We start from the raw sequence: 25,775 nt of genomic DNA on the forward strand, positions 1-25,775 counted from the left end.
GATCAGCGGCTCCACCGCGTGCTCGGGGTGCGGCATCAGGCCGACCACATTGCCCGCCGCATTGGTGATGCCGGCAATGTCCCGCAGCGAACCGTTGGGATTGCCGTCCAGATAACGGAAGACCACCCGGCCCTCCGCCTCCAGCATGTCCAACGTCCGCTCATCGGCCACATACCGACCGTCGATGTTCTTCAACGGAACGGAGATTTCCTGCCCGGCCGTGAATTCGGTCGTCCAGGCCGTGGTCGCGTTCTCCACCCGCAGCTTCTGGTCACGGCAGATGAAGTGCAGATGATTGTTGCGCAGCATCGCGCCCGGCAGCAGATGGGTCTCGGTCAGCACCTGGAACCCGTTGCAGATACCCAGCACCGGAAGACCGGCCCGGGCGCCGGCGATCACCGACTCCATGACGGGCGAAAAGCGGGAAATGGCTCCGGCGCGCAGGTAATCGCCGTAGGAAAACCCGCCGGGCAGGACCACGGCGTCGACCTGCTTGAGGTCCTTGTCACGGTGCCACAACGGCACCGCCTTCGAAGCGCTTGCCCTGGCGGACATCGGCGATCGCGATGCCGTCGAAACCGAGGCGGGGCAGTGCGCGCTGCACCGCCTGTCCCTGCGGGTCGAGGATCTCCGGCTTGAGCATGACGTCGACCACGACGCGTGCCACTGGCACTCCTTCCGGTAAGGGGGTTGACGCAAAAGGGAGTTGATTGGTTCCACCGGAAGGAAAAAGTGACCTGTTTCACTTCGGAGTGAGGGGATTCGCGCCGGAGTGACGTGCTGCACTCCGGCGCGAAGTCGGTTCGGTCCCCTCGGTCCGGGCCCCCGTCCGGTCGGCTCCATTAGGGGGAAGCCGGGGCGCTGAAGTCAAGGTTCGCCAGGAATCCTGCTGGTCGTTTGAAAGTCCTTGAAAGTGGCTGGAGTCGGCCCGGCGACTTGATGAAGTCTTGTTCGTACGGCAGCACCCTCACAGGCTTCGGAGGGAGCTGGCTACGCCGCACCATCGATGGGGGAATTCAGTTCCATGCCAGAACCACAAGTGGATCCACGGCCGGTCGCCGTCATCGGAGCGGGCCCTTCCGGGCTGGCCTCTCTCAAGAACCTCAGTGATCTCAACATTCCGTGTGTGGCGTACGAGGCCCACTCCGGCGTGGGCGGTATCTGGGACATCCGTAATCCGCGGAGTTCCGTCTATCAGAACACCCACACCATCACCTCCCGCGAGGTGACGGGTTACGCGGATCTTCCCATGGACCGCGGGCTGCCCGCCTATCCCCGGCACGATCAGGTGCACGGGTATCTGCGGCAGTACGCGGAGCGTTTCAACCTGCTGCCGCTGATCCGGTTCGACTCCGACGTCACGCAGGTCGAGCGGCTCCCGGACGGCTGGCGGGTCACCACCGCGGACGGGCACTCGGCCGAGCACCGCGCACTGATCATCGCGAACGGCCACAACTGGCACCCCCATGTGCCGTCGTTCTCCGGGAAGTTCGACGGGGAGATCCTGCACAGCCGGGACTACACCAGCGCGGCCGGTCTCGCCGGCAAGCGGGTCCTGGTCATCGGTGCCGGGAACTCCGGCTGTGACATCGCGGTGGAAGCCGCCCAGGTCTCCGATCACGTCGCGATCAGCATGCGCCGCGGCTACTACTTCTTCCCGAAATTCATCTTCGGGAAGCCCGCGGACCAGGTCTCCGAATCGAGCCAGAATCTGCGGCTGCCGGCCCCGGTGGCGCGTGCGGCGTACCGCACCATGCTGAAGCTGAGCATCGGCAGCCCCGAGCAGTTCGGACTGCCGAAGCCCGATCACGAGCCGCTGGAATCCCCGCCGATCGTGAACTCCCTGCTGCCGTACTACTGCGCGCACGGCCGGGTGAAGGTGCGCAAGGCCCCGGTGCGTTTCGACGGGAAGTTCGTCGAGTTCTCGGACGGTACGTCGGAGGAATTCGACACCATCATCATGGCGACCGGTTTCCGGATCCACATTCCGTTCGTCGGTGAGGAGCACCTCGACTGGCACAAGGGCCGGCCGGACTTCTATCTGCTCGCCTTCTCGCCGCGCTACGACGACCTCTTCATCGCCGGAATGACCGACGGAACGGGCGGCCACTTCCCGACCGTCGAACTGCAGTCCCGGGTGATCGCGAGCTATCTGGCGGCCCGGGAACGGGACCCGGAGGCGGCCCGCCGGTTCGACGAGCGCAAGCGGAGGCGGGACGTGGACATCACCGGCGGGATCAAGTTCCTCGACTCCCCGCGCAATCTCACCCAGTTCGAGCTCCTCACCTACCTGCGGGTGCTGCGCGACCACCTGTCGATGCTGGGCGGCCGCGACACCACCTACGCCCAACGGCCCTCCCTGCTGGAGCAGGCGGCCGCGCTCTTCTCGGGAGGCCGCAAGTGAACGCCGTCGGTGCGGCGGTGCTGAGCGAGGTGCAGAAGGAGGTCCTCGACGAGGTGCTCGTCGGGGTGCCGTACAACAGCGCCTCCCAGTTCCACGAGTACTTCGGCACCCGGGCCGCCCCGCCGCGGTTCGGACAGTCCTGCGCCTGGCAGTCGTTCACGGCCGGCCGGCTGGTCGCCGAACGGTCCGGGATCACCGCCGAATACCCCATCGACGGGCGGCACGTGGCGGCCGTCTACCGGCGGGCGGAGGGCCTCGACGTCCTCGACCCGTACCTGCTGCACGCCGAGCCGCTGCGGCTCGACCGTTCCGCCGCCAAGGACGGTGTCGTACAGCTGACCGTCGACGCCTACCCGTACCGGGTCAGGAAGGACGGCAGCCCGGCGCCCAGCCGGGTGCGGGCCACCTGGACGCTCGACGACGACGCGGTCCGCCTGGACTACCTGCGGTACAGCCCGCGGCGCGGGCACAACATCGCCTCGCGGTCGTTCGTGCTGCGCCCCGAGTCGCAGCTGGAGACCGTGCCGCCGGCCGCGGACTGGGTGCGTCCGCTGCTGGTCCACCCCGAGCAGCACAGCGTGTCCGTACGGGTGCTGCACCCGGTCACCCGGCAGATGGCGGAGCTGGTCCTGCCGCTCGCGGGGCGGCCCGCCGGGGTCGCCGAGGACAGCCTGCTGATGCTCACCAAGGACAACCAGGGCGCCGTCGCCACCCACGGCGACGCCCGCTTCCGGCGCGACCTGGAGGTCGTGGCGGACGCGGTCGGCGCACCGCAGGACGACGTGGTCGCCTTCCTCCTCGAAGCGGCCGCGATCCACCGCGCCGCGGCACCGGCCGGGCTGGTCCTGGCCCCGTACTCCCTGGAGGACGAGTGACGGCCCACGACGTGCGGGACGAGGGGCGGTCCCGCTCCTACTTCCTGGCCGGCACCATGCAGGGCGCGCGCACCGGCGCCGACCTCACCGATCAGTCCTACCGGCAACGGCTGACCGAGGCGCTGCGCGCCCGGCGCCCCGAAGCGGTCATCCACGACCCGGGTGTGGTGATGGCCGAATGGCTCGCCTCGCACCCCGCGGACGTCCGCGCCGCACACGCCGCACTGGCCGACCGCAAGGTCCTGCACCACGACGAACTCGCCAAGGAAATCCGCGAGTTGACCGACCTGTTCCACCGGCTCACCCGGCTGGCGGCGGACAGCGACGTCTGTGTGGCCTGGCTGCCCGGGCACGAGCCGAGCATGGGCACCGCCGCGGAGATGCTCTCCGCGCACCGCGCCGGCCGCACCGTCGTCGCCATCACGGACATGCGGCAGAACCTCGCGGTGCTGTCCTGCTCGACCGTGATCCTGCCGGACCTGGACGCCTTCACCGAGTGGCTCGACGCGGGCGGTGACGCCTTATGACCGGGTCCCTGTACGACGCGGACAAGCCCCGCGAGGCCTGTGGCGTCGCGGGCGTCTGGGGGCCGTCCGGCCACCACGCCGCACTGGTACGGGAAATGCTCGTTGCACTGCAGCACCGCGGCCAGGAGAGCGTCGGCATCGCCGTCGGCACCGGCGGCGCCCTGGTCGCCCGGCACGGCGCCGGAACCGTCGCCCAGGGACTGCCCGACCTCGACGGACTGCCGCACGGCCCGGTCGCGGTCGGCCACGTCCGCTACGCCACCCACGGCGCCCGGGACGGACTGGCCGGCGCCCAGCCGGTCGTCCTGGACCGGCCGCCGCTGGCCCTGGCCCACAACGGCACCCTGGTCGACCCGCACACCGCGCCCGGCGCCGAGGCGATCGACCCCACCCGGTGGGCCACCGACAGCGAGCTGATGGCCCACCTGCTGCTCGCCCGGCGCAACGCGGCGGGCGACGACACCTCGGCCGCCCTGCACGCGGTGCTGCCCGGACTGACCGGCGCCTACGCGCTGGTCCTGTCCGACGGCGCGCAGCTGTACGGCGTGCGCGACCCGCACGGCTTCCGGCCGCTGGCCCTCGGCCGGCGCGGTGACGCCTGGCTGCTGGCCTCCGAGACCGCGGCGATCACCACCGTCGGCGGCGAGGTGGTCCGCGAGCTGGAGCCGGGCGAGGTGCTCACCATCGGCCCGCACGGCACCGCGAGCAGCCGGGTGCCGGTGCCGGACGCCAAAACCGCGGCCTGCCTCTTCGAATACGTCTACTTCGCCCGGGCCGATTCGGCCCTCGCCGGGCGCAGCGTCTACCAGGCGCGCTACCGGGCGGGCCAGGCTCTCGCCGACTACGCGCCGGTCACCGGATCGCCGCGCCCGGTCGTCGTCGCCACCCCCGAGACGGCCCGGGTCGCCGCCGACGGCTACGCCGAGCGGGCCGGACTGCGGGTCGTCCAGGGCCTGTTGCGGCCCGGGGCGGTCGGCCGCAGCTTCATCGCGGGCGACCCGGCGGCCCGGGAGACCATCGTGCGCCGCAAGCTCGCCCCGGTCGCCGCCGCGGTCGCCGGGCAGCGGGTGGTGCTGGTGGACGACTCGCTCGTCCGGGGCACGACCATGCGCACCGTGACCGGGCTGCTGCGCAAGGCCGGGGCCGTGGAGGTGCACCTGCGGGTGGCCTCCCCGCCGTACCGGTGGCCGTGCTTCTACGGCATCGACACCGGACGGTCGGAGGAACTGCTCGCCGCCCAACTGCCGATCACCGAGCTGGCCGGGCAACTGGGCTGCGACAGCGTGGCGTTCCTCTCGCTGGACCGGCTCCTGGAGGCGGCCGGCGGGGACCCCTCCGGCTACTGCACCGCGTGCCTGACCGGCCGCTACCCGACCGCGACCCCTGCCGGTGCGCTCGCCGCCCCGGCCGCCCGGCCGCAGCCGGGAACCCGATCCGGCACCGCCCTCGCGTCCCGAGGCACCGTCGAATGAGGAGCACAGCAGTGAACACCCCAACCGAGGCGACCACGACCACGGCGCCGGGCCCCGGCCGGGAGCCCCGCACTCTCGTCGAGGCGCTGCTCGCCCGCGCCGCGGGCCCCGACGCGGACCGGCCGGTGGTCACCGCCCTCGACGCGTCCGGCGACACCATCGAGTCCCTGAACCCGGTCGAACTCGACCTCCGCGCCCGGCAGTTGGCCGCGGCGCTTCGCGAGACCGGCACCGCCGGCGACCGCGTCATCGTGCCCGCGCTGCCCGGCCTCGACTTCCACATCGGGTTCCTGGGCTGCCTGTACGCCGGCATGATCGCCGTGCCGGTGCCCGCGTTCCGCACCGCCGCCCGGGGCGGCACCACCACCCGCGCCGAGCGGCTGTCGGCGATCTGCGGCGACTGCGACCCGTGCGCCGTCCTCGTCTCCACCCAGGAGGACGCCGACGAGGCCGACCCCGAACTGCTGCCCGGAGTGCGGTGGACCGCCGTCCGCCGGCCGGACCGCCCCGAGCCCCAAGGGGACGCGCTGCCCGACCCGGTCGCGCTCGACCCGGCGACCACGGCGCTGCTCCAGTACACCTCCGGCTCCACCGGCGACCCGCGCGGCGTCGTCGTCCGGCACGGCAACCTCGTCGCCAACCAGATCGCGATGCGCGACGCCTGCGAGGTGGAGCCCACCACCACCATCGTCAGCTGGCTGCCGTTCTTCCACGACATGGGCCTGTGCACCGCGGTGGTGCTGCCCCTGGTGTCCGGCGCGGCGACCGTCACCATGGAGCCGGCCACCTTCGTCCGCGACCCGCGGGTGTGGCTGCGCGCCATCGCCGCCGAGGACGACGTCTTCACCGCCGCGCCCGACTTCGCGTACGACATGTGCGTCAACCGGGTGTCCGCGGAGGAGCGCGCCGCCCTCGACCTGTCCACCTGGCGGGTCGCGGTCAACGGCTCCGAGCCCGTACGGGCCGCCACCCAGCGGCGGTTCGCCGAGGCGTTCCGGCTGAGCTTCTTCCGCGAGGAGGTCTTCTCGCCCGGCTTCGGGCTCGCCGAGTGCACCCTCCTGGTGAGCGTGAGCCCGTCCCTGGAACCGGTGGTGGCCACGTACTACGACCGGGACGCACTGGCCGAGGGCAAGGCCGTGCCGACCGCCGACACCGCCGCGGGGGTCGAACTCGTCGGCTGCGGGCCGGTGGCGGACGGCATCCGCGTCGCCGTGGTCGACCCCGCAAGCCGCCAGGCGCTCGCCGACCGCGTGGTCGGCGAGATCTGGGTCGACTCGCCGGGCAACTGCCAGGGCTACTGGGGCCGCGAGCAGGAGTCCGCGGAGGTCTTCGCGGCCCGCCTGGCCGGCACCGAGGACGGCACCGGCCCGGCCTACGTACGGACCGGGGACCTCGGATTCGTCGACGACGGCCAGCTGTTCATCACCGGCCGCATCAAGGACGTGCTGATCATCGGCGGGGAGAACTACTTCCCGCAGGACGCCGAGGCCGTCGCGGTCGCCGCCCACCCCGCCTTCGCCCAGCAGCGGGCCGCCGCCTGGCCGCTCCACGAGGACGACCGGGGCGTGGCCGTGGTGGTGGAGACCACCGTGCGGGACCCGGAGGTGCTCGCCACCGCCGTCCGCGCGGCCGGTATCGCGGTGGCCAAGGTGCTGCCGACCGCGGTCAGCGTCTACGCCGTACCGCGCAACAAGGTGCCCCGCACCACCAGCGGGAAGATCCGCCGGCGCGCCTGCGCCGAGCAGATGAGGTCGGGCCAGCTGACGCCGCTGGCCCAGTGGTCCAGCAAGCGGAAGGACGGTGCCGCATGAGCGTCATACAGGAGATCACCCCGGAGCTGGTCGTCGAGCGGCTGCGCCAGGTACTGGCGGAGATGCTGGAGATGGCGCCCGCCGACCTCGACGCGGACGTCCCGCTCAGCGCCTTCGGCATCGACTCCATGACGAGTGCGGTGCTCCTCGGCGACCTCGAGAAGTGGTGCGGCGCCGAGCTGCGCACGGAGGCGTCGCTGGGCGCACTGAGCCTGGCCGAAGCGGCCGACGCGGTCGTGGCGGAGCTGCGGCAGCGGAAGGAGGGCTGAGCATGGCCCTGGACGCCTTCGGGTTCCTCTTCACCGGACGCGGGCTCGACCCCGACCGCGACCGCTCCGTCATCGAACGGGACGGCTTCCGTGCCGTCATGGTCGGCATGGCGGACCCGGCCCGGGCGCCGGAGATCGCCGCCCGGCTCGTCGACGAGGGCATCCAGCTCATCGAACTGTGCGGCGGCTTCGGCCCCGTGTGGACGGCCCGGGTCATCGAGGCCACCAAGTCCCGTGTCCCGGTCGGCTCGGTCGGCTACGGCCCCGAGTCCATCGACGGCATGGCAGCACTCTTTCCACCGCAGGCAGGCTGATCCCGCAGCCTGCCCCCCCGCCGGGCCCCCTCCGTCCCCCGTACGGGAGGGAGCCCGGCGGGCCCCGGCCGTTCCCCCGACACCACGAGAGGGACCACCATGAACCGCGCCGGACTCCACGAGCTGCGCGTGCTGGCCGCGAGCCGCCCCGCCCTCCCGCTGCTGCTGCACGCCGGCCGGCTGGCCCGGCCCCTGACGTACGTCCCGAAGCTGGGCTGGCTGACCGCCGACGCGGCGACCGCCCGGTCCGTGCTCGTCGACCAGAAGCACTTCACCGTCCTCGACCGCGGCGGCGTCGGCCGGCTGTGGGCCCAGCTCCTGGGCGACTGGGTCGAGGACCTCTTCGACGGCGAGGGGCACCGGGCCCTGCGCGCCGGCACCCGTGAGCTGTTCGGCGAGACCGCGGCCCGCGAGCTGGTCGACCGCACCATCGGGGCCCGGCTCGTCGAGGCCCGCGTCCAGCTCGCCGCGGGCCGGCCCCTCGACGTCGCGGCCCTCGGCCGGGCCGTCGTCGGCCGCATCGTGACCGAACTGCTCCGCGTCCCGGTCACCGGCACCGACGACGCCGCCTACGAACGGGTCTTCGCCACCGCCCGCCAACTCGCCGCGCTGTCCGTCGAGGCGGCGGGCGGCGGCGAGCTGACCGAGGCGACCGTGGCCCGCGGCCGCGGCATCGTCGCGCGGCTCACCGGGCACGTCGAGGGCCTCTGGGCCACCGAGCCCGCCGACCACCTCATCGGCCGCTGCCGCGAGGTCGGCCTGAACGCCCGGCAGACCGCCGGCATGGCCGCGCTGGTGGGCGTGGCCGCCACCGAGACCGCAGCCAGCGCGATCACCAGAACCGTCGCGCTGCTGCACGACACCGGCGAGCAGCACGCCCTGCTGGCGTCCCCGCAGCGGGTCCCGGAGGCGGTCCGCGAGGGGCTGCGGGTGACCGCACCGGCCCCGGTCATCGGCCGGACCGTACGCAGCCAGGTGCGGCTGGCCGGACGCACCCTGCGGGCCGGCGACCGGATCACGCTGCTCAACTACACCGCCAACAGCCTCACCGGCGGGTTCCGGCTCGGCCGGCCCGCCGAACCCGCCAACCGCCAGCTGTGGTTCGGTGCCGGCCGCCACCACTGCCTCGGCTCCGCCATCGCCCAGGCCGAGATCGGCCGGACCCTGGAGACCCTGACCGCGGTGGGGCGGCCCTGGCGGATCACCGAGCGCCGCTACAGCCGCCGCGTGGTCATCCCCTCGTACGACCGGCTGACCGTGACCCTCGTCTGACGGGAGACCAGCACCATGCCCCAGATCCACGCGCGGCTGGCCGGTGTGGCCGTCCACCTGCCCGAGACCCTGCGCTCCACGACCGACACCGAGCACCTGGTGGCCGCCGCGAGCACCGGATTCCGCCCGCCGCCCGGCCTCGTGCAGCGGCTGACCGGAGTCGAGCGGCTGCACGTCATGCCCGACGACTGGCAGGCGTCCGACCTGGCCGCCGCCGCGGCCCGCAAACTCCTCGCCGAGACCGGGACCGACGCCGGCACCATCGACCTGCTGCTCTTCGCCGCGGCCAGCCAGGACATGATCGAGCCGGCCACCTCGCACATGGTCGCCGACCGCCTCGGCCTGCGCTGCCCCGTCTTCGACGTCAAGAACGCCTGCAACAGCGTGCTCAACGCGCTGGAGACCGCCCATGCGCTGATCGCCCAGGGCGGCTACCGCCGAATCCTCATCGCCTGCGGGGAATCGCCCTCCCGCGCCGTCCGCTGGGCGGTGCCGGACCTGCGCACCTACCTCGCGTCGATCCCCGGCTACACCCTCTCCGACGCGGGCGCCGCGCTGCTCGTCGAGGCGTCCGCGGAGCCCGGCATCCTCGGCTGCGGCTTCACCGCCGACTCCGCTTCCTGGAACGTCGGCACCCTCGCGTCCGGCGGCTCGGCCCATCCCCGTGGCGACGAGCACACCTACTTCCGGCTCGACGGGGTGGGCCTGCGCCGCGCCTTCGAGCGGCTCGGCCCGCAGATCCTCGACGACACCCTGGACCGGCTCGGCGTCCGCTGGCAGGACATGGCGGCCATCTGCGTCCACCAGGTCTCCAAGCCCTATCTGGACCAGCTCGCCGAACGGTTCGGGCTGCCCCCCGACAAGATCCCGCTCACCGTCACCGAACACGGCAACGCGGCCTCCGCCAGCCTGCCGCTGCAGCTCGTCCGCGCCCGGGAGAGCGGCCGGGCCGGCGTCGGCGACCTGGTGGCCCTGGTCGGGCTGGCGGGCGGCATCAGCATGGGAGTGAGCGTGATCCGGCTGTGAGGCTCTGGGTGGTGGTACCCGCCTACAACGAGGCCCCCGGCATCACCGCGACGCTGCGGGCGCTCGCGGCCCAGACCGACCGGGACTTCTCCCTCGTGATCGTCGACAACGACTCCACGGACGGCACCGCGGACGTCGTACGGTCCTTCGGCTTCCCCGGCGGGCTGCACCTCGTGCACGAGACCCGCAAGGGCACCGGCGCGGCCGCCGACACCGGGATGCGCCACGCCATCGCGCACGGCGCCACGCACCTGGCCCGCACCGACGCCGACTGCCTGCCCGCACCCGACTGGACCGCCCGGGTCCGGGCCGGCTTCGACGCCGGACTGGAGCTGATCGCCGGCCGGCTGCGGCCCCGCACCGACGAGGCGCCGCTGCCCCCGCTGCGGCGCGCCGCCCTGGTCACCGCGACCGAAGTGGCCGCGCTCTTCGGCCGCTTCCGGCCGGGCAACCGGAGCCCCGAGTACCTCGGCCCGTACGTGATGGCGCCCGGCTGCAACATGGCGATCACCGCGGACCTGTACGAACGCGCCGGCGGCTTCCCGCGCACCGCCATCGAGGAGGTCCACGAGGACCGCGCCCTGGTCAACGCGGTCCGGCGGCTGACCACCGCGTACGGCACCCGGCGCGACGTGAAGGTGGCCGGCTCGGCCCGCCGGGTGCGGGCCTGGGGCCTGCGCCGCACCCTCGGCTGGTACGCGGACCACCGCTACCGCCCCGAGGTGGTGGACATCCGGTGACGACCACCACCACGGCGGCGCCGCCCGCCACCTGGGAGCACTGGGAACACCGGGTGCAGACCGCCGCCCACCCCGTCGCCTACCGGCTGCTGCGCGCGATCGCTGCCCGCGGCCCGGTCGTCCGGGTGCCACGGGTCGGCGTCGTCGTCAGCGACGCCGCGCTCGCCCGCGACGTCCTCTGCGACACCGAGCACTTCACCAAGACCGGGCCCGGCTCACCGTCCGACCTGTGGACGCCGGTGCTCGGCCCGTCGGTGCTGCTCAACATGGAGGGCCCCGACCACGCAGCGCTCCGCCGCCGGCTCTCCGGGCTCTTCACCCCCGGCTACGTCACGGCGCTGTGTGCCCGGGTGCTGGCGCAGCCGCTCGATGCGCTGACCGGCCGGCTGCGCGCCGGCGAACAGGTCGATCTGGTCCGGGTCGCGCAGATCTGCGCCGGCGCCGCGATCTGCGCGATCGTCGGGATGCCCGCGGAGCCCGGCCGGTTCGGCGGGGCGCACGCCGAGGCGTCCGAGGTGACGCGGTCGGTGCGGCTGTGGCGGTCCGGCATGACGGGCCGTCAGGTGGCGCGGGCGCGCGAGGTGCTGGGCCGGCTGACCGCCTCGGCGGTGACGGCCTACCGGCAGGGCGGCGACGAGACCCTGCCGGGCCGGCTGAGGGAACTGGGCCTGACCGAGCAGGAGGCCCGCGGCGCCGTCGGCGCCTTCCTGCTCACCGGCACCGAGACGCTGGTCTCGTTCATCCCGCGGCTGATCGCGCTCTGCCACGACACCGGCCGGCTCGACCGGCTCGCGGACCCCGCGGCCGACCCCGACCCCATGATCGAGGAGGCGCTGCGGATCACCGTGCCGTCCCCCGTGATGCTGCGCAGCGTCGCCCGCGCCGCCCGCATCGGCGGCGTCCCGGTCGCGCCCGGCGACCGGGTGGTGGTGGCCACCCTGCTGTGCGCGCGGGCCCACGGGCCGTTCGCCCCCGAGCGGCCGCACCCACCGGAACTGCGCCGGCTGTGGTTCGGTGCCGGCCCGCACTTCTGCCTCGGCATGCCGCTGGCCATGGCGCAGATCCGCGCGGTGCTGGCCGCCGCGCTCGCCGCCGGGCCGGTCGCCGTCACCGGCCGCCGCCCGGCCCGGCACGTCCTGATCCCGGGCTACGCCCGGCTGAACATCGAGCTCAGGAGCGCGAGTTGACCGACACCCGGCCCGCGGCGGACGACCGGATCGATCTGCTCACCGCCTTCTTCGACACCGCCGAGCGGCGCGCCGACGCGCCCGCCCTCACCGGCCCGGACGGCCGCACCCTCGGCTACCGCGAGCTGGCCCGCGCCGTCCTCACCACGGCACACGGGCTGCGCGCGGCCGGGATGGCGGCGGGGGAGCGGATGCTGTTCTCCGTACGGCCGGGACCGGACGGCGTGGTGCTGGCGCTGGGCGTGATCGCCGCGGGGGGCACCGTGGTCTTCGCCGACCCCGGCGCCGGCCCGGAACTCTTCGCCGCCCGCCGCGAACTGGCGCAGCCGCGCTGGGCCGCCGCCGAATCCCTGCTCTACGCGGTGGCCCGCTACGGCCGCCCGCTGGCGCGGCGGCGCGGACTGCTGCTGCCGCACTACCACCGGCTCGGCCTGCGGCACGTCCGCACCGGCCGATGGCTGCCCGGCGTCCCCGCCGGTGCGCTGTCCGCACATCGGCTCGCCACCGGCCCCGCCCCGGCCGACCGCCCCGGACCGGCGCCCGGACAGGAGGCGCTGGTCGTCTTCACCTCCGGCACGACCCGGGCGCCCCGGGCCGTGGTCCACACCCGTGGTTCGCTCGGCGCCGGCCTGGTCGGCTGCGGCTCCGCCCTGGGCATGGGCGACGGCGACGTGCTGCACACCGACCAGTTGATGATGGGCATCCCGGCCCTGGTCGCCGGGGCGCACTGGACCATGCCGCCGTACGGCTTCGCGCCCGCCGCCGACCCCGGACGGTTCACCCGCGGACTGGCCGGCGCCACCCACGCGTTCTGCGTGCCGGCCGACCTGCCCGCGGTGCTCGACGCCGTCGAACGGGGCGAGGCGGCACTGCCCGCCTCGCTGCGGCACCTCGTCCTCGGCGGCGCGCCCGTCCTGCCCGGCCTGCTGCGCCGGGCCACCCAGGTCCTGCCGCGGGTCCGCTTCCTCGCCGTGTACGGCATGACCGAGATCGTGCCGGTCGCGGTCGCCACCGGAGCCGCGAAGCTCGCCCACCGCGGCCCCGGCGACCTGCTCGGCACCCCCCTGCCGGGGGTCCGGGTGCGCACCGCGCCGGACGGCGAACTGCTGGTGTCCGGGCCCAACCTGTGCCGCGGCTACCTCGGTGAGCCGCCGATGACCGAACACGCCACCGGCGACCTCGCCCGGCTGGAGGACGGCGAACTGGTCCTGCTCGGCCGGAAGAAGGACATGCTCATCCGCGGCCGCACCAACATCTACCCCGGGCTCTACGAACCGGCCGTCGCCGCCCTGCCCGGCGTCGCCGACGCGGTCATCGTCGGCGTCCCGGACGCCTACGGCGACGAGCGCGTCGTCCTGGCCGTCGTGCCCGAACGACCCACGTCCGAACCGGAGTCGCTCGCCGGGACCGTCCGCTCCCGGCTGCCCGCCCTGATCGACGCGGCCGCGCTGCCGGACGAGGTGGTCGTCCTGGACCGCATCCCGGTCACCGGCCGCACCCGCAAACCGGACCGCGCCGCGCTGCGCGACCTGCTGGGCAGCAACCGGACGGCGGGGGCGGCCCGATGAGGATCGCCGTGACCGGCGCCCGCGGCTTCGTGGGCGGCGCGGTCTGCCGGGCGGCGACCGCCGCGGGCTGGACCGTGCACGCCCTCACCCGCGCCGACTGGGACCTCTGCGACGGGGTGTGGGCGGACGCCCCCGAGGTGGACGCGGTGGTGCACGCGGCCGCCGCCGTCCGCGACTGGGGCGCACCCGGGCCCGTCTGGCACGCCAACCTCACCGGCACCCGGAACGTGGCCGCGTCCTTCCCCGGCGCCCGGCTGGTGCACATCTCGACGGCCAGCGTGTACGACCCGTTCCGGCCGACCGTCCTCGGCCACGAGACCGAGGCCCCGGTCCGCCGCTACCTCACCCCGTACGGCGCCTCCAAGGCCGCCGCCGAACTGGCCCTGCGCGGCCGCCCGGACACCGTCGTGCTGCGCCCGCACGCCGTCTACGGGCCGGGCGACCGGACGCTGCTGCCCCGGGTGCTCGGCGCCGTCCGCGGCGGCCGGCTGTGGCTGCCGGGCGACGGCACCGCCCTGCAGTCGCTCACCCACATCGACCAGCTGACCGCGGCCGCGCTGCTGGCCTGCGACCGGGCCGCCCGGCCCGGCACCTACAACATCGCCGACGCGGCCCCCGTCCCCATCGGCGAGGCGCTGCGGGCCCTGCTCGCCGCCCGCGGCCTGACGGTACGGCTGCGCACCGTGCCGACCGCCGTGGCGTCCGCCGCCGCGGCGACCGCCGAGACGGTTTGGCGGCTGGCGAAACGACCCGGGCCGCCGCGGCTCACCCGCTACGCGCTCAGCCACCTCGCCGTGGAACGCACCCTGGCACTCGGCGCCGCCCGCCGCGGCCTCGGCTTCCGCCCGGGACCGACCTCCTTCCACGGTGCGGCGGCATGGTGACCCGCACGGCGACAGACCGGATCAACTCCTCGAAAGGCGGGCGTCCATGAGCCCTCGCACCGGAGCCAGCTACGCGTCCGCGGGCGTCGACATCGAAGCCGGCGACCGCGCCGTGACGCTGATGAAGCAGTGGGTGAAGAAGACCGCCCGCCCCGAAGTCGTCGGGGGCCTCGGCGGCTTCGCCGGCCTCTTCGACGCCTCGGCGCTGAAGGGCTACGCCCGCCCGCTGCTCGCCTCGGCCACCGACGGCGTCGGCACCAAGGTCGACATCGCCCGCGCCCTGGGCGTCTACCACACCATCGGCCACGACCTCGTCGCGATGGTGATGGACGACATCGTCGTCTGCGGCGCCGAACCGCTCTTCCTGACCGACTACCTCTGCGTCGGCAAGGTCCACCCCGAGCGGGTCGCGGAGATCGTCAAGGGCATCGCCGAGGGCTGCGTGCTGGCCGGCTGCGCGCTGATCGGCGGCGAGACCGCCGAACACCCGGGCCTGCTCGGTGCGGACGAGTTCGACGTGGCCGGCGCCGGCACGGGCGTCGTCGAGGCGGACCGGCTGCTGGGTGCGGAGCGCATCCGTACCGGCGACGCGGTGATCGCGATGGCCTCGTCGGGCCTGCACGCCAACGGGTACTCCCTGGTGCGCCACGTCCTGCTCGACCGGGCCGGCCTGCGCCTGGACCAGCACCTGGACGAACTGGGCCGCACCCTGGGCGAGGAACTGCTCGAACCCACCCGGATCTACGCCTCCGCCTGCCTGGCGCTGACCCGGACGACCGAGGTCCACGCCTTTGCCCACATCACCGGCGGCGGACTGGCGGGCAACCTCGCCCGGGTCGTCCCGGACGGGCTGCACGCCACCGTCGACCGCGCGACCTGGACACCGGGCCCCGTCTTCGGCCTGGTCGGCACGGCCGGCCCGGTCGAGCGCCGGGAACTGGAGCGGACCCTGAACATGGGCGTCGGCATGATCGCCGTCGTCCCGCCGGAGTCCGTGACCACGGCACTCACCACGCTCGCCGACCACGGGGTGGACGCCTGGGTCGGCGGGGAGATCGTCGAGCGCGGTGACCGCACCACCGGCGCGGAACTCGTCGGTGACTACGCCGGTGGATAACGCAGGTAACGGGCCCGCACGGTACGGAACTTCGCCAGGCCGTCCTGCCAGGCGGCGACGATCTCGTCCGGGTCCGCACCCGCGTCGATCATCGTGCGCACGGCCGCCGAACCGGTCAGCCGGTCGATGCCGTGGTCCGGCCGCCACGCGAAGCCGCCCCAGACCCGTTTCGCCGTGACCAGCAGGCCGATGCCGGTGCGCACCGGGTCGAAGGCGGCCCGGTCGTGGACATGGAGCTGCACCCCGCCGATGGTCTTGCCTTGGAACTTGGAGAAGGTGGGCGCGAAGTACGCCTCCCTGAAGTGCACGCCGGGCAGGCCGAGTCCGGTGGCGGCCGCGGCCCAGCGCCGGTCGATGCCGTCGGCGCCGAGGAGTTCGAAGGGGCGGGTGGTGCCGCGGCCCTCGGAGAGGTTGGTGCCCTCGAAGAGGCAGGTGCCCGCGTAGACCAGCGCGGTGTCCGGGGTGGGCATGTTGGGGCTCGGGGGGACCCAGGGCAGGCCCGTCGCGTCGTAGAAGTCGCCGCGGTGCCAGCCGCTCATCCGCACGGTCGCGAGCTCCACCGCACGGCCGGCCGCCTGCGGGACGAACTCGCCGTTGAAGAGCAGGGCGAGTTCGGCCACCGTCAACCCGTGCGCCTGCGCGATCGGCTCGCGGCCGACGAACGAGGCGTAGGCCTTGTCCAGCACCGGGCCGGAGGCGAAGCGGCCGGTGACCGGGTTGGGCCGGTCCAGCACCACGAAGCGCTTGCCGGCGAGGACGGCCGCCACCATGCAGTCGTAGAGCGTCCAGATGTAGGTGTAGAAGCGGGCGCCGACGTCCTGGATGTCGAAGACGACGGTGTCCACACCGGAGGCGGTGAAGATGTCCGCGAGTTCCCGGCCGCTCTTGTTGTACGTGTCGTAGACCGGCAGCCCGGTGGCCGGGTCGTCGTAGCGGCCCTCGGACCCGCCCGCCTGCGCGGTGCCCCTGAAGCCGTGCTCGGGCCCGAAGACCGCGGTCAGCCGGACCCGCGGGTCGGCGTGCATCACGTCCACGATGTGCCGCAGATCGGTCGTGACGCCCGTGGGGTTGGTGATGACGCCGACCCTTTCGCCCTCCAGGAGCCGGTAGCCGTCCGCGGCCAGCCGCGCGAAACCGGTCCGCACCCGCCGGCCGCCCCGGTCCGGGCCGGCCGCCGCCCGCGCGGGCGCCGCGGCCGCGGTCAGGGCCGCACCGGCCGCGCCGGTCGCCGCCAGATGTCCGAGCAGAACGCGCCTCGACAGAGCCATCCGCACACCTCCGTGATCGCAGAAGCCAACCCGTACGTGCGGTGCGCACGCTAACGCGCCGGGCGGCGTCCGGGAACGGGACGGGCCGACCGGAAACCGACTCTTCCGCTCCCACATACCGACTGGTTAGTCTGCCTGTCAGTCGATCCGCGCGACCGAGGGAGACACCGCAGTGGAAGCCGTACGGGACAAGGCCGTCGTCGTGACCGGAGCGGGCGGGGGAATCGGCGCGGCGCTGGCCCGCCGGTTCGCCGCCGAAGGCGCCCGGGTCGTGGTCAACGACCTGGACGAGGCCAAGGCCAAGGGGACCGCCGCGGAGATCGGGGCGATCGCGGTCGCCGGGGACGCCTCCGGCATCGTCCAGGCTGCCCGCGAAGCACTCGGCGGCACCATCGACATCTTCTGCGCCAACGCCGGCGTCGGCACCGGCGGCGGCCCCGACGCGCCCGAGGACGACTGGGCGCTGGCCTGGGACGTCAACGTCATGGCGCACGTCCGGGCGGCCCGCGAGCTGGTACCGGAATGGCTGGCCCGCGGCAGCGGCCGCTTCGTCTCCACCGTCTCCGCGGCCGGCCTGCTCACCATGGTCGCCGCCGCGCCGTACAGCGTCACCAAGCACGGCGCCTACGCCTTCGCCGAATGGCTCTCGCTCACCTACCGGCACCGCGGGATCGCGGTGCACGCCATCTGTCCGCAGGGTGTACGCACCGACATGCTGGCCGCCACCGGAGCGGCCGGGGACCTGGTGCTCACGCCCACCGCCGTCGAGCCCGACGCCGTCGCCGACGCGCTGTGCGAGGCCATCGAGCAGGGCCGGTTCCTGGTCCTGCCGCACCCGGAGGTCGCGGAGTACTACACCGCCCGGGCCACCGACCCCGACCGCTGGCTGACCGCGATGAACCACCTCCAGCAGAAGCTGGAACAGCGCGAAGGGGGCGCCCGGTGACCTCGTACCACGACAAGCCCTGGCTGGCCCTGCTCACCGACGCCCAGCGCGGCCCGGTCCAGCCGCCGCCCTCCGTCCTGCACGCCTTCCGCGCCGCCGCCCGCAAGGCCCCCGACCGCACCGCGCTCGCCTACTTCGACGGCCGGCTGTCCTACGCCGAGACCGACGCGCTCTCCGACGGCATCGCCGCCCACCTCGCCGACCGCGGCTTCCGGCCCGGCGACCGCGCCGCGATCATGCTGCAGAACACCCCGCAGTTCGTCCTCGCGCTGCTCGGCGTCTGGAAGGCCGGCGGGGTCGTCGTGCCGGTCAACCCCATGTACAAGTCCGCCGAACTGCGGCACGTCCTGGACGACGCCGAGGTCACCGCCGTGATCTGCGCCGACCGCACCTGGGACGGCTTCCTGCGCACCACCGCCGCCGCCGCGCCCTCCGTACGCCTCGCGCTGACCACCTCCGAGCGGGAACTGCAGACCCGCGACGACGCCCGGGTACTGCGCGGGGCGCCGCTCGGGCCGCAGGAGGGCGCCGACGACCTGCTGACCGCCGCCCGCGCCGCTACGGGGCGAGCCGCACCGCCGGCCGGTCCCGGGCCGGCCGCCGACGACATCGCGCTGATCAGCTACACCTCCGGCACCAGCGGCACGCCCAAGGGCGCCACCAACACCCACGGTAACCTCACCTACAACGCCGAACGCCAGCGCACCGGCCACGGCCTGCCAGAAGGCACCACGTACTTCGCGCTCGCCCCGCTCTTCCACATCACCGGCATGGTCTGCGAACTGGCCACCTGCTTCGCGAACGGCGGCACCCTGGTGCTCGCGTACCGCTTCGAGGCCGGCGTCGTCCTGGACGCCTTCCTGGAGCACCGCCCCGCCTACACGGTCGGCCCCTCCACCGCCTACATGGCACTGATGGCCCACCCGGACGTCACCCGCGACCACTTCGCGTCCTTCGCGATCATGTCGTCCGGCGGCGCGCCGCTGCCGCCCGCCCTCGTCGAGAAGTTCCGCACCGCCTTCGGGCCGTACCTCCACAACGGCTACGGCCTGACCGAGTGCACCGCACCGTGCGCGAGCGTGCCGCCCGGCCGGGAAGCGCCGGTGGACAAGGCCTCCGGGACGCTCGCGGTCGGCGTGCCCGGCCCGGACACCGTCGTGCGGATCGTCGACGACAACGGCGCCGACCTGCCGTTCGGCGAACCGGGCGAGATCGCGGTCCGCGGCCCCCAGGTCGTCCCCGGCTACTGGCGCCGCCCGGACGCCACCGCCGAGGCCCTCCCGGACGGCGAACTGCGCACCGGCGACATCGGCTTCATGGACACCGACGGCTGGCTCTACGTCGTCGACCGCAAGAAGGACATGATCAACGCCTCCGGCTTCAAGGTGTGGCCGCGCGAGGTCGAGGACGTCCTCTACGGCCACCCGGCGGTGCGCGAGGCGGCGGTGGTCGGGGTGCCCGACGCCTACCGCGGCGAGTCGGTCAAGGCGTACGTGAGCCTGCGTCCGGGGGCCGACGTGCCGCCCGCCGAGCTGGCGGCGTACTGCAAGGAACGGCTCGCGGCGTACAAATATCCCCGTGAGGTGGAGATCCTGACCGAGCTCCCCAAGACCACGAGTGGCAAGATCCTCCGACGGGAGCTGCGCCACCGCGCATGACGTACGACGAAGGACAGGTGAGGGCGATGGCCGGCACGAAGGACGGCACCGGCAACGGCAACGGCGGCACGAAGCCGGTGGCGCGGCGGCTGCTGGCCACCGCCACCAGGCTCTTCGCGGAGCAGGGCTACGACCGCACCTCCGTCCAGGAGATCGTGGACGCGGCGGGCGTCACCAAGGGCGCCCTCTACCACTACTTCGGCTCCAAGGACGACCTGCTGCACGAGGTCTACGGCCGGGTGCTGCGGCTCCAGCAGGAGCGGCTGGACCACTTCGCCGACGCCGACGCCCCGGTCGAGCAGCGCCTGCGCGACGCCGCCGCCGACGTCGTCGTCACCACCATCGAGAACCTCGACGACACCAAGATCTTCTTCCGGTCGATGCACCACCTCGGCCCGGAGAAGGACAAGCAGGTACGCGCCGAACGCCGGCGCTACCACGAACGGTTCCGCGCCCTGATCGAGGAGGGCCAGCGCTCCGGCGTCTTCGCCGCCGACATCCCCGCCGACCTCGTCGTCGACTACCACTTCGGCTCCGTCCACCACCTCGGCACCTGGTACCGGGAGAACGGCCCCCTCACCCCCCAGCAGGTCGCCGACCACTTGGCCGACCTGCTACTGCGGGCGCTGCGGCCGTAACGCCGACGGGCGGGGGCGGGCGGCGCCGGCGGGGCTGGGTGACACCCGGGGACACCCCGCCTGGGAACACCCCGCCAGGGGACACCCGTCACGGAACACCCGTCACGGAATACCCGCCACCCCTGCCGCGTTGTCGGCCCCGAGGGGGCGCTCGCGACCCCTACGGGATCTGTTCGACGCCCCCCTACGGGACACCCCCTACAGGTACCGCTTCAACTCCCGCCGGGCCAGCGACCGCTGGTGGACCTCGTCCGGGCCGTCCGCCAGGCGAAGGGTGCGGGCCGCGGCCCACAGTTCGGCCAGCGGGAAGTCCTGGCTCACGCCGCCCGCGCCGTGCAGCTGGACGGCCTTGTCGAGGATGTCGACGACCGTGCGCGGCGTGGCGATCTTGATGGCCTGGATCTCGGTGTGCGCGCCCTTGTTGCCGACGGTGTCCATCAGCCAGGCGGTCTTCAGCACCAGCAGCCGCAGCTGCTCCACCGCCACCCGCGCGTCGGCGATCCACTCCTGGACCACGCCCTGCTGGGCCAGCGGCTTGCCGAACGCCGTACGGGCCACCGCCCGCTCACACATCAGCTCGATGGCCCGCTCGGCCATGCCGATCAGCCGCATGCAGTGGTGGATCCGGCCGGGACCGAGCCGGGCCTGGGCGATGCCGAAGCCGCCGCCCTCCTCGCCGATCAGATGGCCCACCGGCACCCGTACGTCGTGGAAGACCACCTCCGCGTGCCCGCCGTGGTAGTGGTCCTCGTACCCGTAGACCTGCATGGCACGCTTCACCTCCACACCGGGGGTGTCGCGCGGCACCAGCACCATCGACTGCTGGCGGCGCAGGTCCGCGCCGTCCGGGTCGGTCTTGCCCATCACGATGAAGATCTGGCACAGCGGGTTCATCGCCCCGGAGATGTACCACTTGCGGCCGTTGATGACGTAGTCGTCGCCGTCCCGCTCGATGCGCGTGGTGATGTTGGTGGCGTCCGACGAGGCCACCTCCGGCTCGGTCATCGCGAACGCCGACCGGATCTCGCCGGCCAGCAGCGGCTCCAGCCACTGCTTCTTCTGCGCCTCGTTGCCGAACTGGGCCAGCACCTCCATGTTGCCGGTGTCCGGCGCCGCGCAGTTCAGCGCGGTCGGCGCCAGCTGCGGGCTGCGGCCGGTGATCTCGGCCAGCGGCGCGTACTGGAGGTTGGTCAGCCCGGCGCCGTACTCCTCGTCCGGGAGGAACAGGTTCCACAGCCCCTGCCGGCGGGCCTCGGCCTTCAGTTCCTCGACGACCGCCGGGGTGTCCCACGGCGAGGCGAGGGCTTCCCGCTGCTCGTGGGCGGTCCGCTCGGCCGGGAGGACGTGCTCGTCCATGAACGTCAGCAGCCGCGCGCGCAGCTCCTCGGTCCGGGCGTCGAATGCGAAGTCCATGGGGCTCAGCCTTCCTTGAGGGTGGTCAGTCCGCGGTCGATGAAGACGGGCACGAGCTCGCCGATCCGGTCGAAACCGGCACCGACGGTCTGGCCGAGTGTGAAGCGGTAGTGGATGCCTTCGAGGATCACCGCGAGCTTGAACCAGGCGAACGCGGTGTACCAGGCGATGGCCGAGGTGTCCCGGCCCGAGCGGGCCGCGTAGCGCTCGATCAGCTCGGCGGGGGAGGGGTGGCCCGGGGCGCCGCTGGTGGTGCTCACCGGGGACTCGGGCAGGCCGAGGTCGGAGCTGTACATCGCCAGCAGGCCGAGGTCGGTCAGCGGATCGCCGAGCGTGGACATCTCCCAGTCCAGTACGGCCTTGATGGTGTCGTCGGCGCCGACCAGGACGTTGTCCAGCCGGTAGTCGCCGTGCACGACGGCCGGCGCGGAGGAGGCGGGCAGCGCCCGGCCGAGCGCCTCGTGCAGCTCGTCGATCCCGGCCAGTTCACGGTTCTTCGAGGCGGCCAGCTGCTTGCCCCAGCGCCGCAGCTGACGCTCCAGGAAGCCGTCCGGGCGGCCGAAGTCGCCCAGCCCCACCGCCTCCGGCTCCACGGCGTGCAGCTCCACCAGCGTGTCCACGAGCGACAGCACCACGGCCCGGGTGCGCTCCGGGCCGAGCGGCGCCAGCTGGGCGGCGGTGCGGTACGGCGTGCCCTCGACCAGCTCCATCACGTAGAACGGGGCGCCGATCACCGACTCGTCCTCGCACAGCAGCAGGGTCCCGGGCACCGGCACCGGCGTCGGGTGCAGCGCACTGATCACCCGGTGCTCACGCCGCATGTCGTGCGCGGTGGCCAGGACGTGGCCGAGCGGCGGCCGGCGGACGACCCAGCGGGCGGCGCCGTCGGTGACCCGGTAGGTGAGGTTGGACCGCCCGCCCTCGATCAGCTCCGCCCGCAGCGGGCCGCCGGCCAGCCCGGGCCGCTCCCGGTCCAGGTGCGCGCGCAACCGCGCCAGGTCGAGGCCGGGGGGATCCTCCCGGTCCGGGGCCGTGGGGGGAGGGGTGCCCTTGCTCATCGTGCTCCTCCGTGGGGAGTGGACGGTCCGACGGTCGATCGGTCGTGCCCCGATCATGCCGACTAGTCGGTATGGCGTCCAGTGGCGGTACGTGGGGCGTCCGTCACGCGCCGCCGCACGGAAGGATTCCGGTCACCCGCGGCCGCGCCGCCTCATGCCTGACCCGGCCACCCGTGGCCACGGCCTCATGCCTGACCCGGCCACCCGTGGCCATGGCCTCAGGCATGACGGGCCAAACGACGACAGCGGCCTCAGGCGTGACAGGCCGACCAACGACAGCCGCCTCAGGCGTGACAGGCCACCGGCACCCCGCCGTTCATCACCGTCATGTCGCCGAAGCCGACCAGCGGATCGAGCGGGGCACCCGGCGCCCCGCCCGCCAGCTCCGCGTACGCCCGGTGCAGGTTGGCCACCAGCCGCTCCGACTCCGCCAGCTCCGCGAACGGGCCGAGCTCCGCCCGCTGCGCCACCTCCAGCGGGGTACGGCCGGCCGCCCTGCCCTCCTGCGCCAGCTCCCCGACGAAGCGCAGATAGCGCTCGATGACGTCGTACACCTCGGGGCCGGCGACCGGGCCGTGTCCGGGGACGACGGTGACCGCGTCCAGCGAGCGCAGCAGCTCGACCGCCTTGAGCGAGCCGGTGAGCGAGCCCATGAAGAGGAACGGGGTGCCGCTGTGGAAGACCAGGTCCCCGGTGAAGACGATGCGCTGACGGGGCAGCCAGACCACGGTGTCCCCGGGCGTGTGCGCCACGCCCGGGTGGATCAGCCGCACCTCGGTGTCGCCGAGGTGCAGGGTGAGCTCGTCGGTGTAGGTGACCGTGGGCGGGGTGAGCCGGATGTCGCCGTACTCCACCTCCGGCCAGACGGCGTGCAGTTGGTGCCCGGCGGCCAGCAGCTCCCGGCGGCAGGCGGCGTGCCCGATGACGGTCGCCCCGGGCGCGAAGACGCCGTTGCCGTAGGTGTGGTCGCCGTGGTGGTGGGTGTTGACCACGAAACGGGGCGCCGGGGCGCCGCTCTCCGCGATCCGCCGGCGCAGCAGTCGGGCCCGCCGCTCGGTGGCGGCGGTGTCCACGAGGAGGGTGGTCCCGCCGTCGGTGAGGAACCCGGCGTTGTTCAGGCACCAGCCGCCGTCGGGCTGGATGAAGGCGTGCACCCCGCCCGCGAGTTCGGTCAGGTACGGCTCCTCCGGCACGCTCCGCCCGGTCGTGGTCCGTTCCGCCGCTTCCGTCATGGGATGTGCCTCCTGCTCCGATGCCCCGTCAGTGTCGACCCGCCTACGGGGAGTTCGGGCGTCCTCCGCCGCCGCGGGACCGGGCCACGGTACCCCCGCCACCGGCCCGGGCGGGAAACCGCCGCCCGGGCCCCGTGCGCCGCTCCTCTCCTCCCTCAGGAGCGGGTCACCCCTGAAGCAGGATCACCGCGCCGCACAGCGCCAGCGCGAGGGTGCAGCCGATCAGCAGCAGCGCGGTTCGCGGCGGCAGCCCCGGCGGCCGGCAGCCCGCCATGGCCCGCATCCTGCGGTGCGCGAGGACGACGAAGCCGAACCACACCAGGCCGGTCAGCGCCGCCTCCGCCGCGACCACCGCCCCGCCCTCGGCGTTCCGCAGCAGCTGCCGGCCGGCCAGCAGCGCCACCACGGTGGCGGACAGCGTGGTCCGCCGCCAGGCCAGCCGGGTCCGCTCCGGCTGCAGCCCCGGATCCCGGTCCGACGCCGGCCGGGGCCCCGGCCCGGCTCCGCCCGCCACCGGGCGCTCCCTCGCCATCGCCTAGTTCGTCCGGCCCAGCAGGACCAGCACGACCACGGCCGCCGCGAACAGCCCGACGGCCAGCGCCAGCGCACCGGGGAAGCGGGACACCGGCAGGTCCTCGCCGCGCCGCATCGCCCGCTCGCAGCGCACCCAGTGGTTGACCGCCCGCAATGCGCACAGCCCTCCGCCCACCAGCAGCACGACGGTGAAGCTCACCCGCAGCGTGCCGTGCAGCCGGGGCAGGAACTGGTCCACCGCGAACCCGCCGCCGATCAGCGCCAGCCCGGTCCGCAACCAGGCCAGAAACGTCCGCTCATTGGCCAGCGAGAACCGGTAGTCGGGGGTCGTGCCCTCCTCGCGGACGCGCGCGGGCGCGAACCAGAGCCGTACCGCCTCGCCGGCCGCCCGCAGCCCACCGCCGCGGCTCATCGCCGGAACCCGCCCGGCCGCCCCGCCCGCATCAGCACTCCCCCCGCTCCCGCCGGCCGAGCAGCTGCCGGTACGCGGCCATCCCGTCCGGCGTCCACGGCCACACGTCCAGCCGCGCGATCAGCTCCTCCTCGGTCAGGAACGCGTACCAGTCGATCTCCGCCTCCTGCGGGGCGACCGGCAGCGTGCACCGCACCTGGTACACCGCCGACCACCAGGTGTGCTCGGCCGTCTCGTAGAGGAACTTGAACAGCGGCTCCGGCTGCGCCAGCCCCCGCACCCCCAGCTCCTCCTCGGCCTCGCGCAGGGCGGCCCGGTCGTAGCTCTCACCGGCGCCCACCACACCGCCCACGAACATGTCGTAGTGCGCGGGGAAGACCAGCTTGTTCGGCGTGCGGCGGTGCACGAAGATCCGGTCCTCGGCGTCCCGCACCAGCACGAAGGAGCAACGGGTACGCATCCGCCGCGCATAACTCTCGCCGCGCGGCGCCTGCCCCACGACCTGATCGTTCTCGTCGACGACATCGAGCACTTCATCGACGTTGAGCGGTTCCTCATTGGCCATGCAGGCATTCTCCCCACGTACCCGTCTCTCCCGCCGCGGGGCGCTGCGCTTGGCTGGCCTCCCACGTACCTGTCTGTCCCGCCGTGGGGGTTGCGCGCCGTTGCGCTTTGCGGCGCCCCGCACGTACTTGGCCGTTCCGCCGCGGGGCGTCTCGCCGTGGCGCCTGCGGCGGGCTGGGTGGGTGTCGGGTGCGGTGACGGGCCGGAGGGGCCGGTGTTTGGGACTGCTGTCGCTTTACGTCCCAAACACCGGCCCCTCCGGCCCGTCCCCTCCCGTTGGGGGAGTGGGAAGAGGTGAGTGGGGGTGGGCGTTGGGGGTATCAGGGGCTCTGCGGACCCGTAGGGGTGGGTCGAACAGATCCCGTAGGGGTCGCGAGGGCCCCCTGCGGGGCCACAACCGGACACGCCGGGGCAGCTATTCCCGCTGACCGGCGACGTCAGGTGTACGCGGCACAACGCGCGCCCCCACTCAGCCGCACACTCCCCTCAACGGGAGGGGACGGGCCGGAGGGGCCTTGTTCGTGGACGTAAAGCGACAGCAGTCCACGAACAAGGCCCCGGAGGCCCGTCACCGCACCCACAACAA

Annotated in this window: 24 protein-coding genes and 2 pseudogenes; 17 read left to right on the forward strand and 9 right to left on the reverse strand. The window is 73.7% G+C overall.

Annotated elements, in window-relative coordinates:
* A pseudogene (gene purQ, locus IG62_RS0136895) lies at window positions 1-531 on the reverse strand (phosphoribosylformylglycinamidine synthase subunit PurQ); the annotation flags it as partial.
* Window positions 530-667, reverse strand: a pseudogene (locus IG62_RS0136900) (phosphoribosylformylglycinamidine synthase subunit PurS); the annotation flags it as partial. The pseudogenes IG62_RS0136900 and purQ, both read right to left, overlap by 2 nt.
* A gap of 357 nt (window positions 668-1,024) precedes the next feature.
* Here IG62_RS0136900 and IG62_RS0136905 point away from each other — a divergent pair.
* The 14 genes from IG62_RS0136905 (at window position 1,025) to purM (ending at window position 15,466) form a co-directional block, all read left to right on the forward strand.
* Window positions 1,025-2,404, forward strand: coding sequence for a flavin-containing monooxygenase (locus tag IG62_RS0136905; RefSeq protein WP_158795167.1), 1,380 nt, complete (start codon window positions 1,025-1,027; stop codon window positions 2,402-2,404).
* On the forward strand, window positions 2,401-3,279 hold the full coding sequence (locus tag IG62_RS0136910) for a hypothetical protein (RefSeq protein ID WP_030814137.1): 879 nt from the start codon (window positions 2,401-2,403) through the stop codon (window positions 3,277-3,279). The genes IG62_RS0136905 and IG62_RS0136910 overlap by 4 nt, the downstream gene beginning before the upstream one ends.
* Window positions 3,276-3,806 (forward strand): hypothetical protein, encoded by a 531-nt coding sequence (locus tag IG62_RS0136915; RefSeq protein WP_030814147.1) that lies wholly within the window; start codon window positions 3,276-3,278, stop codon window positions 3,804-3,806. Before IG62_RS0136910 ends, IG62_RS0136915 begins: the two co-directional genes overlap by 4 nt.
* Window positions 3,803-5,278, forward strand: coding sequence for an amidophosphoribosyltransferase (purF, locus tag IG62_RS0136920; RefSeq protein WP_037840255.1), 1,476 nt, complete (start codon window positions 3,803-3,805; stop codon window positions 5,276-5,278). The genes IG62_RS0136915 and purF overlap by 4 nt, the downstream gene beginning before the upstream one ends.
* Before the next feature lie 11 nt (window positions 5,279-5,289).
* A complete protein-coding gene (locus IG62_RS0136925) occupies window positions 5,290-7,089 on the forward strand; it encodes a fatty acyl-AMP ligase (RefSeq protein WP_051799118.1) in 1,800 nt (599 codons plus the stop codon).
* Window positions 7,086-7,358: an acyl carrier protein gene (locus IG62_RS0136930; RefSeq protein WP_030814154.1), complete on the forward strand. Its 273-nt coding sequence runs from the start codon at window positions 7,086-7,088 to the stop codon at window positions 7,356-7,358. The genes IG62_RS0136925 and IG62_RS0136930 overlap by 4 nt, the downstream gene beginning before the upstream one ends.
* 2 nt (window positions 7,359-7,360) lie before the next feature.
* Entirely contained in the window at window positions 7,361-7,672 is a 312-nt protein-coding gene (locus IG62_RS0136935; RefSeq protein WP_030814155.1) for a DUF6506 family protein, read from the forward strand.
* A 99-nt stretch (window positions 7,673-7,771) separates the two neighbouring features.
* Window positions 7,772-8,944, forward strand: a complete 1,173-nt coding sequence (locus IG62_RS0136940; RefSeq protein ID WP_030814158.1) for a cytochrome P450 — start codon at window positions 7,772-7,774, stop codon at window positions 8,942-8,944.
* 15 nt (window positions 8,945-8,959) lie between these two features.
* The gene (locus IG62_RS0136945; protein ID WP_030814161.1) at window positions 8,960-9,970 is read left to right on the forward strand and encodes a 3-oxoacyl-ACP synthase III family protein; all 1,011 of its coding nucleotides are present in this window, start codon (window positions 8,960-8,962) and stop codon (window positions 9,968-9,970) included.
* The gene (locus tag IG62_RS0136950; protein ID WP_030814164.1) at window positions 9,967-10,710 is read left to right on the forward strand and encodes a glycosyltransferase family A protein; all 744 of its coding nucleotides are present in this window, start codon (window positions 9,967-9,969) and stop codon (window positions 10,708-10,710) included. Before IG62_RS0136945 ends, IG62_RS0136950 begins: the two co-directional genes overlap by 4 nt.
* Window positions 10,707-11,897, forward strand: a complete 1,191-nt coding sequence (locus tag IG62_RS0136955) for a cytochrome P450 (protein ID WP_051799120.1) — start codon at window positions 10,707-10,709, stop codon at window positions 11,895-11,897. Before IG62_RS0136950 ends, IG62_RS0136955 begins: the two co-directional genes overlap by 4 nt.
* Complete coding sequence (locus IG62_RS0136960; RefSeq protein WP_199812577.1) at window positions 11,894-13,465, forward strand: class I adenylate-forming enzyme family protein; 1,572 nt, start codon at window positions 11,894-11,896, stop codon at window positions 13,463-13,465. Before IG62_RS0136955 ends, IG62_RS0136960 begins: the two co-directional genes overlap by 4 nt.
* Entirely contained in the window at window positions 13,462-14,349 is an 888-nt protein-coding gene (locus tag IG62_RS0136965; protein ID WP_030814172.1) for an NAD-dependent epimerase/dehydratase family protein, read from the forward strand. The genes IG62_RS0136960 and IG62_RS0136965 overlap by 4 nt, the downstream gene beginning before the upstream one ends.
* 46 nt (window positions 14,350-14,395) lie before the next feature.
* Window positions 14,396-15,466 (forward strand): phosphoribosylformylglycinamidine cyclo-ligase, encoded by a 1,071-nt coding sequence (purM, locus tag IG62_RS0136970; RefSeq protein WP_030814174.1) that lies wholly within the window; start codon window positions 14,396-14,398, stop codon window positions 15,464-15,466.
* Here purM and IG62_RS0136975 read toward each other — a convergent pair.
* Window positions 15,451-16,734, reverse strand: a complete 1,284-nt coding sequence (locus IG62_RS0136975) for an exo-beta-N-acetylmuramidase NamZ domain-containing protein (RefSeq protein ID WP_030814177.1) — start codon at window positions 16,732-16,734, stop codon at window positions 15,451-15,453. The two genes, purM and IG62_RS0136975, sit on opposite strands and share 16 nt — an antisense overlap.
* Window positions 16,735-16,906: 172 nt before the next feature.
* Between IG62_RS0136975 and IG62_RS0136980 the strand changes: the two genes are divergently transcribed.
* The 3 genes from IG62_RS0136980 to IG62_RS0136990 are packed head-to-tail and all read left to right on the forward strand — an operon-like array spanning window position 16,907 to window position 19,976.
* Entirely contained in the window at window positions 16,907-17,680 is a 774-nt protein-coding gene (locus IG62_RS0136980; protein ID WP_030814180.1) for an SDR family oxidoreductase, read from the forward strand.
* Entirely contained in the window at window positions 17,677-19,338 is a 1,662-nt protein-coding gene (locus IG62_RS0136985; protein ID WP_030814183.1) for an AMP-binding protein, read from the forward strand. Before IG62_RS0136980 ends, IG62_RS0136985 begins: the two co-directional genes overlap by 4 nt.
* A 26-nt stretch (window positions 19,339-19,364) precedes the next feature.
* Window positions 19,365-19,976, forward strand: coding sequence for a TetR/AcrR family transcriptional regulator (locus tag IG62_RS0136990; protein WP_030814187.1), 612 nt, complete (start codon window positions 19,365-19,367; stop codon window positions 19,974-19,976).
* 198 nt (window positions 19,977-20,174) lie between these two features.
* Here the strand turns inward: IG62_RS0136990 and IG62_RS0136995 are convergent, their stop codons facing one another.
* The 6 genes from IG62_RS0136995 to IG62_RS0137020 form a co-directional block, all read right to left on the reverse strand.
* Window positions 20,175-21,389, reverse strand: a complete 1,215-nt coding sequence (locus IG62_RS0136995) for an acyl-CoA dehydrogenase family protein (RefSeq protein ID WP_030814189.1) — start codon at window positions 21,387-21,389, stop codon at window positions 20,175-20,177.
* A 5-nt stretch (window positions 21,390-21,394) separates the two neighbouring features.
* A complete protein-coding gene (locus IG62_RS0137000) occupies window positions 21,395-22,447 on the reverse strand; it encodes a phosphotransferase family protein (RefSeq protein WP_051799122.1) in 1,053 nt (350 codons plus the stop codon).
* A 284-nt stretch (window positions 22,448-22,731) separates the two neighbouring features.
* Window positions 22,732-23,679, reverse strand: coding sequence for an MBL fold metallo-hydrolase (locus tag IG62_RS0137005; protein ID WP_051799124.1), 948 nt, complete (start codon window positions 23,677-23,679; stop codon window positions 22,732-22,734).
* A 166-nt stretch (window positions 23,680-23,845) separates the two neighbouring features.
* Window positions 23,846-24,211: a DUF202 domain-containing protein gene (locus IG62_RS0137010; protein ID WP_051799126.1), complete on the reverse strand. Its 366-nt coding sequence runs from the start codon at window positions 24,209-24,211 to the stop codon at window positions 23,846-23,848.
* 3 nt (window positions 24,212-24,214) lie between these two features.
* Window positions 24,215-24,625: a YidH family protein gene (locus tag IG62_RS0137015; RefSeq protein ID WP_030814194.1), complete on the reverse strand. Its 411-nt coding sequence runs from the start codon at window positions 24,623-24,625 to the stop codon at window positions 24,215-24,217.
* A gap of 31 nt (window positions 24,626-24,656) precedes the next feature.
* Entirely contained in the window at window positions 24,657-25,190 is a 534-nt protein-coding gene (locus tag IG62_RS0137020; RefSeq protein ID WP_030814196.1) for an NUDIX hydrolase, read from the reverse strand.
* Between the last annotated feature and the right edge of the window lie 585 nt (window positions 25,191-25,775).

The sequence above is a fragment of the Streptomyces sp. NRRL S-337 genome (assembly GCF_000720175.1).
Taxonomy (GTDB): domain Bacteria; phylum Actinomycetota; class Actinomycetes; order Streptomycetales; family Streptomycetaceae; genus Streptomyces; species Streptomyces siderophoricus.